We start from the raw sequence: 7,792 nt of genomic DNA, 5'->3' as shown, positions 1-7,792 counted from the left end.
TGGGGCAGGCCTGGAAAGGTATCGACACACAGCCCACCATGTAGGTTTTGCCGGAGGGGTGCTGGGCCGAAGACACGATGGTTTTGAACCCCGCACACTGCGGGCACATGCGCAGTTCAACCCGCTGCTGTTCGTGAATATAATCGGTGTCATAAAATATGTTTCTCATCTCCATGCGGAAGGGGCGCTCCTGCTTGGCCAGGGTTTGAGCCACCTTTTCTTCCCGTTCCCGGAATACCCTGAGTTGTGTATCCACGATGCGCTGTAAGATCTCACGGTTGCCTCCCGGTTCTTTGTATTTGTGAGGCGTAAAATCGGGCTCCTTCAAATTGGAGAAATCGATCCCCGCCATGGCCATAATCAAACCCATGTTGATATACGGCAGGGCTGATTCCACCGAGTAGCCGCCTTCCAGAACCGCAATATCAGGTTTGAGACGCTGGTTTAGCCTCGCATATCCCTGGGCGGTGAAGCACATATTAGCCAGGGGATCGCTGTAATGATTGTCCTGTCCGGCTGAATTGACCACCAGGTCGGGTTTGAATTCTTCCAGTATGGGCATTACCAGATTATCCAGTACAAACAGTATGCCTTCGTCGGTGGTGCGCGGCGACAGCGGGATATTTATGGTGGTTCCATAAGCCAAAGGCCCGCCGTTCTCTTCTACGAAACCGCTGCCCGGATAAAGGGTGCGGCCATCCTGGTGAAAGGAGATAAAAAGCACATCGGGGTCGTCCCAGAAAATTTCCTGGGTGCCGTCCCCATGGTGTACATCGGTGTCCACTATGGCGATGCGCTTCAATCCGTATTTATGGCGCAGGTATTCTATCATGATGGCCTCATTGTTGATGTTGCAGAAGCCCCGGTTGCCGTGCACCACGGTCATGGAGTGGTGCCCCGGGGGACGGACGATGGCAAAGCCGTTCTTCACTTCGCCGGTTACAACCGCATCGGCCATGCGCAGTGCTGATCCGGCTGAGACCAGATGGGCCTCGGTGATCTGCGATTCTATGTCAGGGACGCAGAAATGCACCCGGGCAATATCCTTGAGGGTGGCCAATCCCGGCTGATATTCACGTATCTGCGGCAAATCCATGATACCCTCTTCAAATATCTGGTCGCGGGTATATAGCAAGCGCTCTTCACGCTCCGGGTGGGTTGGGGTTATGGCCCAGTCAAAGGCCGGGAAAAACAATACTCCGGTCGGCTTCATTCACTCACCCCCTGGTATTCTTCGATGAATCCCGGTGCGACCTGTATGCCTACCTCGAATATCTTGCCTACCCGGTCCCAACCGCGGATCATATTGAACTGTTCTTCCATAAAGAAACCGGCATCAACGGTGTACTTATCGATGCCCCTCTGGCGGCTGATTTCTTCCAGACAGCTGAGGGCCAGCACTTTGGCATCCGCCAGTTGAAACTTCCGGGGCGATTCGAGGCTGCCTTTTAATCCCCCCGGATCGACAGTATATATATTGCTGGCGGTATCCACATGCAGATGCAGGGCCAGGGTGGGGCGCACCACTGTCGCTCCCAAAGCGTTGGCTACCGGCGCATAGTTGTGGATGAAGGAAGGAACCCCGATCTCCTCGGCCAGCACCGGCACCATGGCATGGGCTGCCGCCCCTATGCCGATAATGCGGTCCAGCCTGAATTTGCGACGATGCACCACTTCCCATACTTTATAGGCCGGCTCATTTTCCCACTCGGTGAACATTTCGGTGATAGCCCGCTTCAAGCGTTCGATAACGGTTTCCACCACAAAAAAGCACAGATTTTGCAGATCCATACCAGCCGAAGCGGCCAGAGACTCCAGTGATTCCTGGGAGCGTCCGGAATCCCCCACCCCCAGTTTGAAATAAATATTAAAAACATCGGTTACGGTTGGTTCGTCCCCGCCGAAACAGGCGGCAGGTCCGATGCGCATCGGACCCACCTTGATGCTGTTCTCCCGGCAGCGGATGACGCTGTCCCCGCCCAGAGCGATGGAGCGCACCGCAAAAGCATTGATATGGGTATGATGCTTTTCGATTTGAGCTCCTTTGGAAGCGTACAGGGGCTGTCCGGCGATAAGCAAAGATATATCGGTAGTGGTGCCGCCGATATCGACCACTACCGAGTTTTGCTGGTCACGGCTCAAAGCGGTGGCACCCATGGTGCTGGCAGCTGGGCCGGAGAATACGGTCTCGCAGGGTTGATTACGCGAGGCCTCCAAAGGCATGGTGCCTCCGTCCGCTTTGAGGATGTGAATCTCGGCATCTGCAATCCGAGCCTGTATGGCCTGGCTGATGCGGTCTGCAAAACGGTTCCATTCCGGCATGGTCATGGCGGTAAAATAAGTGGTGGCAGCCCGCCTCGGAAAATTTAGTTTGCCGGAGACTTCAGCACTTATGGTCACTTGCATCTCAGGGTCGTTTTGCCGGATGAATTCTCTGATCTGTTGTTCCAAGGAATGGTTGCGGTTGGAGAATTTGCAGGCTACGGCTATGCGCTTAATCCCTTTCTGCTTGATATCCTGCCAAACCTCTTGGAGTTCTCTTTGATCGATGGCTTCAATTACCCGGCCGCGGAAATCCACGGCTCCTTTTAGAAAATAGATGTCCCGGCTGACACCGTAGGCTTGATGAGGAAGTCCGTACCCGGGCAGCATCAAAAGGGCAGTCAGTTCCCCCTGCCCGGTAACCAGCAAATTGGTAACCAGGGTGGTGCTCAGCACAATACGGTTAATGGCTTTTCCGTCCGCTGCCGCCAGGAGTCCATCCAGGACCTCTAAGAGGCTCTCCTGCAGATGATCCGCTTGGGTGGGCTTTTTAACCGCAGCCAATATCCGGCCGTCATCGAACAATACTCCGTCAGTGAAGGTACCACCCACATCGATACCAATTAACATGGCAACACCTCCTTATGTAAATAAGCATATCAATTAAACTCGCTTTTCCATCGATAAAGGATATTTAAAGCTTCACGCGGGCTGAGGCTGTCCACATCCAGCCGGCGCAGTTCTGTGAGGAGCGGGGTTTCGGCCGCAAATAAAGCCGGTTGTTCGAACACCAGTGAAGCTGAGGCTTCTTGCGGCCTGTTTTCCAGCTGGTTTAGAATCTCCTCGGCACGTTTCAGCACCGTCCCTGGCAATCCGGCCAGACTGGCCACATGGATTCCGTAACTTTTATCAGCTTTTCCCGGTAACACCTTTTTTAAAAAAACTACCGTATCTCCAGTCTCTTTTACCGATACCGAGAGGTTGACGATACCGTTGGTATCTTCGGCCAGGGAGGTAAGTTCGTGATAATGGGTGGCAAAAAGGGTACGGGCTTTAATTCTGTTGGCCAGATCCTCACTGACTGCCCTGGCGATGCTCAGCCCGTCGAAAGTACTGGTGCCCCTCCCGATCTCATCCAGTATCACCAGGCTGCCCAGGCTGGCGTTATGAAGTATGTTGGCTACCTCCACCATTTCCACCATAAAGGTGCTCTGGCCTGAAGCCAGGTCATCACTGGCCCCTACCCGGGTGAATACCTGGTCGGCCACACCGATATGAGCCTCACGGGCTGGCACAAAACTCCCTATCTGGGCCAGGATAACGATCAGGGCGGTTTGCCGCATATATGTGCTTTTGCCCCCCATGTTGGGACCGGTGATAAGCATAAAGCGGGACTGGTCTGAATCCATGCGAATATCATTGGGCACAAAGCGGCCGTCCTGAAGGAATTGCTCTACTACCGGGTGGCGCCCTCCCTTGATTTCAATTTTACCACTTTCATCCACCCGGGGACGAACATAATCATTGCGGAAGGCGCATTCTGCCAGGGACAGGAGCACATCCACCGCAGCCACCCGCCCGGCGCTGTCCTGAATGCGCTGCAGGTGCCCCGCCAGGGCATTTCTAACTGTGGCAAAAACTTCGTATTCCAGTGCGAACAGGCGCTCTCTGGCACCCAGGATTTTGTCTTCGTACTGTTTTAGCGGTTCAGTGATGAAGCGTTCAGTATTGACCAGGGTCTGCTTGCGTATATAGTCCGGGGGCACCAGGTGCAGATTGGAACGGCTGATTTCCAGGTAATAACCGAATACCTTATTAAATCCTACTTTTAAATGCTTTATGCCGGTGCGCTCTTTTTCTTTATTTTCATAATCGACTAACCAGGCTGATCCTTCGTTGGAGAGTTGTTTCAATTCATCGATTTCTTCATCAAAGCCGGGTTTTATAAGGCCGCCCTCTTTTACGGCTAAAGGGGCGTCATCTTCGATGGCCAGATCAATCAAGCCGGCCAGATCATCCAGATTGTCCATGGCGCTGGCATGGCGAAGGGTTTCATTTTGGCATTTTTGCAGTATGCTTATTAAATCCTTTAAGGCCAGGCAGGATGATTTCAGGGCTAAAAGATCCCGGGGGTTAGCCAGGCCGCTTCCCAGCTTTCCACTCAGGCGCTCCATGTCGTAGATGCGTTTTAAGACCACCGCCAGTTGCTCCCGCAGCACAATTTGCCGGAACAGCTCTTCTACTCCATCCAGGCGTTCGTTAATAGCGCCAACTTCCCGCAGGGGAAGTTCCAGCCACCTTCTCAAAAGCCTTTTTCCCATGCTGGTGTGACACAAATCCAGGATGCTGAATAAAGAGCCCTGCTTGCCGCCTTCGCGAAGATTGCCGGTGATTTCAAGATTCCTCCGTGAAGCGGCATCGATGGTCAGGTATTTCTCAGGGCGATATATTTTTATCTTTAATATGTGCTCCAAGTGCTGTTGATGAGTAGCCTGCAAAAACAGGACAATAGCGGCTGCGGCCATAATGCCGGCACTGAAATTTTTGAGACCGTAGCCGTCCAGAGTGGCGGTATGAAAATGATCTGTTAGGATGTTTTGAGCTTTGACCTGGTTTAAAGCTTCCTCAGGGATGCCTGCCGCCGAGGCTTTAAGCGGCCAGGCCGGGTTGGTCCAGTACTGGGAGTAAAGCTCCCCGCTGTTGTCTATCAGGCATTCCGCGGGGGCGATGCGCTGCAACTCGGCGCTCAATGCAACCAGGCCGGCGGGTCCGTCAAACTCTGCCACCATAAACTCGCCGGTGGAAACATCCACCCAGGCTAACCCCGAACAGTTCCTGGTTTCGACCACTGCTGCCAAATAATTGTTGAGATCTTCCTGCAAGAGGTTCTCGTCGGTTATAGTTCCCGGAGTAACTATTCTGACCACCTCTCGCTTGACAATGCCCCGGGCGTTTTTGGGATCTTCCACCTGCTCGCATATCGCGATTTTGTGGCCTAGTGTAATAAGCTTGGCTATGTAAGTATTGGCGGCATGGTAGGGAATTCCGCACATCGGAATGCGTTCACTGTGCCCGCCGTCGCGGGCCGTCAAAACAATCTCCAATTCCCGGGATGCGGTTTCGGCATCCTGGAAAAACATCTCGTAAAAATCCCCCAGGCGGAAAAAAAGGATAGCGTCCTGGTGTTGTTTTTTTATCTCCAAATATTGTTCAATCATGGGGGTAAACTGCGACAAGACTAGTCTCCTCCTTGTTCCCAGAGACCGCAGGATCTGGTTCCGACAAAAAGAAAGACCCAAATCAGGGCCTTGGGCAAAACATTAAAGCTGGGGAATAATCTTTACATACCGCAGCCGCTGCATGAACCGCCGCACCCATCGGGACTGCACCCGCCCGAAAGGCTCTGATTCATGGCATAGTACACTGCCTGCATCAGATTGTTGAATCTGTCCTGTGCATCCATGACCTGCTGTATCAAGGCATTGTTCTGCATCTGCTGCTCCAGTATGCTGAGATGATTTTCATCCTGGGGGGTGATATTTTGCCCGGCCCGCTGCTGGTTTTCAAGATTCATTCGAGCAGCCTGGTATTTCATCACCAGACCAAACGCAGTTTCGTCTGCCTGCAATTGATCCTGCAGCTTTTTTACTTCCATGAGTTCATCGGATTCGGCTATGGACGATCCAAGATCCATGGCTAATTTAATAATGGCGTCTCTGTGCAAGGGTATCTACCTCCTATCTTTAAAGGCCGCAATCTTCTGCTATTTTGCCAAATAGCGAAAATGTCCTGGCTTCTGTTATTTTAACACGGATTGTCTGGCCAGCGATATTGTCAGGCCCAGAAAAAATAATAATGCGGTTGGTGCGGCTGCGTGAAGTCAATCTGCTGGGGTCGGTCTTGCTGGGACCTTCCACCAGGACTTGTTCACAATTGCCTTCCAGGCTGCGGTTGATCTCCAGGGCGATCCCGTATTGCAGCTGAGTCAACTGGTGCAACCGGCTGCGCTTGATATCGACGGGGAGCTGGTCTTCCATCTCGGCCGCTTTCGTGCCGGTGCGGGGAGAATACATAAAGGTAAAAGCCGAGTCGAAGCGTACTTTCTGAACCATGTCCAGGGTGTCGGCAAAATCCTGTTCGCTTTCACCGGGAAAACCAACGATGATATCAGTGCTTATGGCCACTCCCGGGACCCGCTCGCGCAGGGCCAGAGCCCTCTCCAGGTAGTGTTCCCGGGTGTAGCCCCGGTTCATAAGTTGTAGAATCCGGTTGCTGCCTGACTGCATGGCCACATGAATATGTTCACAGACCCTGGGGTTGTCGGCCACGGTATCGATCAGTTTGTCCGACAGGTCCTTGGGATGCGAGGTGGTGAAGCGTATGCGCTCAATTCCATCTATCTCTGACACCATATTGAGCAGATCGGGAAAGTCGACGGACCCGTTAAGCCCCCTGCCATAGGAGTTGACATTTTGCCCCAACAGGGTAACCTCTTTATAGCCTGCTTCAGCCAATTTCCTGATCTCATTGACGATATCTTCCGCTTCCCTACTGCGCTCCCTGCCGCGGGTATAGGGCACGATGCAGTAGCTGCAGAAATTATTGCAGCCGAACATGATATTGACAAAGGCGCTAAAACCCCCGGAGCGTCGCGACGGCAAGGGCTCGATGATGGCGCCTTCCTTATCCCACACCTGCACCACCGGATGCCGGCCTTCTTCAGCTCGACGGATCAAGCCGGGCAGCTCATGTATATTAAGTGTTCCGAAAATTATGTCTACATGGTGCTTTTTGAGTATTTGTCTCACTTCAGCCAGCTGAGCCATGCATCCCCCAAAAGCCACCAGCTTAGAGGGATCTTTGCGCCTCAAGGCCGCGATTTCGCCCAGCTTGCCGAATACCTTGTTCTCTGCCGAGTGCCTCACGCTGCAGGTATTGAATACAATCAAGGAGGCTTCCTCCGGGCTGGGCGCCGAATGGTACCCACAGCCTTCCAGGAGGCCGGCTATAACTTCTGAATCACGCACATTCATCTGACAGCCATAGGTTAAGATGTGATAGCTTTTGCCCTGATCTTGCGCTTCCGGCATTACTGACATGTTCTATACCCCTTTATGGTCTAATATAATAAAGCCGGGCTTGACCCGGCTGTTGCGATCAAAATCTAATCCTGTGGCTCGTCAATGGCCTCTTCCACCAGTTTCCTGATTTGATCCAGGCTTACCCCGCCGGCCAGCCGCGGTTTGCCGTTGATCACCGTGATGGGATATTTGTAGCCCACCGAAAGTATGTTGAGAATCTTGGGATAGGCCTTCAGTCCGGTCTGCTCGACATCGACGTATCTTACCTCCACCTTGTCGCCATACTGCTCCTGCAGCACTTCGGCGACCATTCTGGTTGTCGCGCTGTAGTCTTCTGTGCCGCAGCAGCCCCCTGCAGTACAACCTTCACAGCCGTGGATTTCCCCTTGTGAACCCGCTAATATCTCTATTATTATTTTCTCTTGGTTTGACATAGCCATCCTCCTTAA

At 52.8% G+C, this 7,792-nt stretch carries 6 protein-coding genes; all 6 read right to left on the bottom strand.

Annotation, left to right across the window (positions count from 1 at the left end; genetic code table 11):
• Positions 1 to 1,213, bottom strand: a 1,213-nt coding sequence (locus B3W37_RS00930; RefSeq protein WP_483174510.1) for a histone deacetylase family protein, incomplete at its 3' end; no start/stop codon positions are given.
• Complete coding sequence (locus tag B3W37_RS00925; RefSeq protein WP_483170607.1) at positions 1,210 to 2,892, bottom strand: hydantoinase/oxoprolinase family protein; 1,683 nt, start codon at positions 2,890 to 2,892, stop codon at positions 1,210 to 1,212. The genes B3W37_RS00925 and B3W37_RS00930, both read right to left, overlap by 4 nt.
• A gap of 29 nt (positions 2,893 to 2,921) precedes the next feature.
• A complete protein-coding gene (gene mutS / locus B3W37_RS00920) occupies positions 2,922 to 5,498 on the bottom strand; it encodes a DNA mismatch repair protein MutS (protein ID WP_483174509.1) in 2,577 nt (858 codons plus the stop codon).
• 104 nt (positions 5,499 to 5,602) lie between these two features.
• Entirely contained in the window at positions 5,603 to 5,986 is a 384-nt protein-coding gene (locus B3W37_RS00915) for a YlbF/YmcA family competence regulator (RefSeq protein ID WP_483174508.1), read from the bottom strand.
• Positions 5,987 to 6,005: 19 nt separating this feature from the next.
• Positions 6,006 to 7,352, bottom strand: coding sequence for a tRNA (N6-isopentenyl adenosine(37)-C2)-methylthiotransferase MiaB (gene miaB / locus B3W37_RS00910; protein ID WP_483169497.1), 1,347 nt, complete (start codon positions 7,350 to 7,352; stop codon positions 6,006 to 6,008).
• Between the two features lie 74 nt (positions 7,353 to 7,426).
• Positions 7,427 to 7,777 (bottom strand): hypothetical protein, encoded by a 351-nt coding sequence (locus tag B3W37_RS00905; RefSeq protein ID WP_481038966.1) that lies wholly within the window; start codon positions 7,775 to 7,777, stop codon positions 7,427 to 7,429.
• Positions 7,778 to 7,792 lie beyond the last annotated feature (15 nt).

Source organism: Syntrophomonas sp. UBA5494 (assembly GCF_002426325.1).
This window is presented reverse-complemented; position numbering and strand designations above follow the sequence as displayed.

Coding starts and splice junctions, on each gene's coding strand:
- miaB (WP_483169497.1), bottom strand. CDS start 7,352: ATGCCGGAAGCGCAAGATCAGGGCAAAAGCTATCACATCTTAACCTAT.
- B3W37_RS00905 (WP_481038966.1), bottom strand. CDS start 7,777: ATGTCAAACCAAGAGAAAATAATAATAGAGATATTAGCGGGTTCACAA.
- B3W37_RS00925 (WP_483170607.1), bottom strand. CDS start 2,892: ATGTTAATTGGTATCGATGTGGGTGGTACCTTCACTGACGGAGTATTG.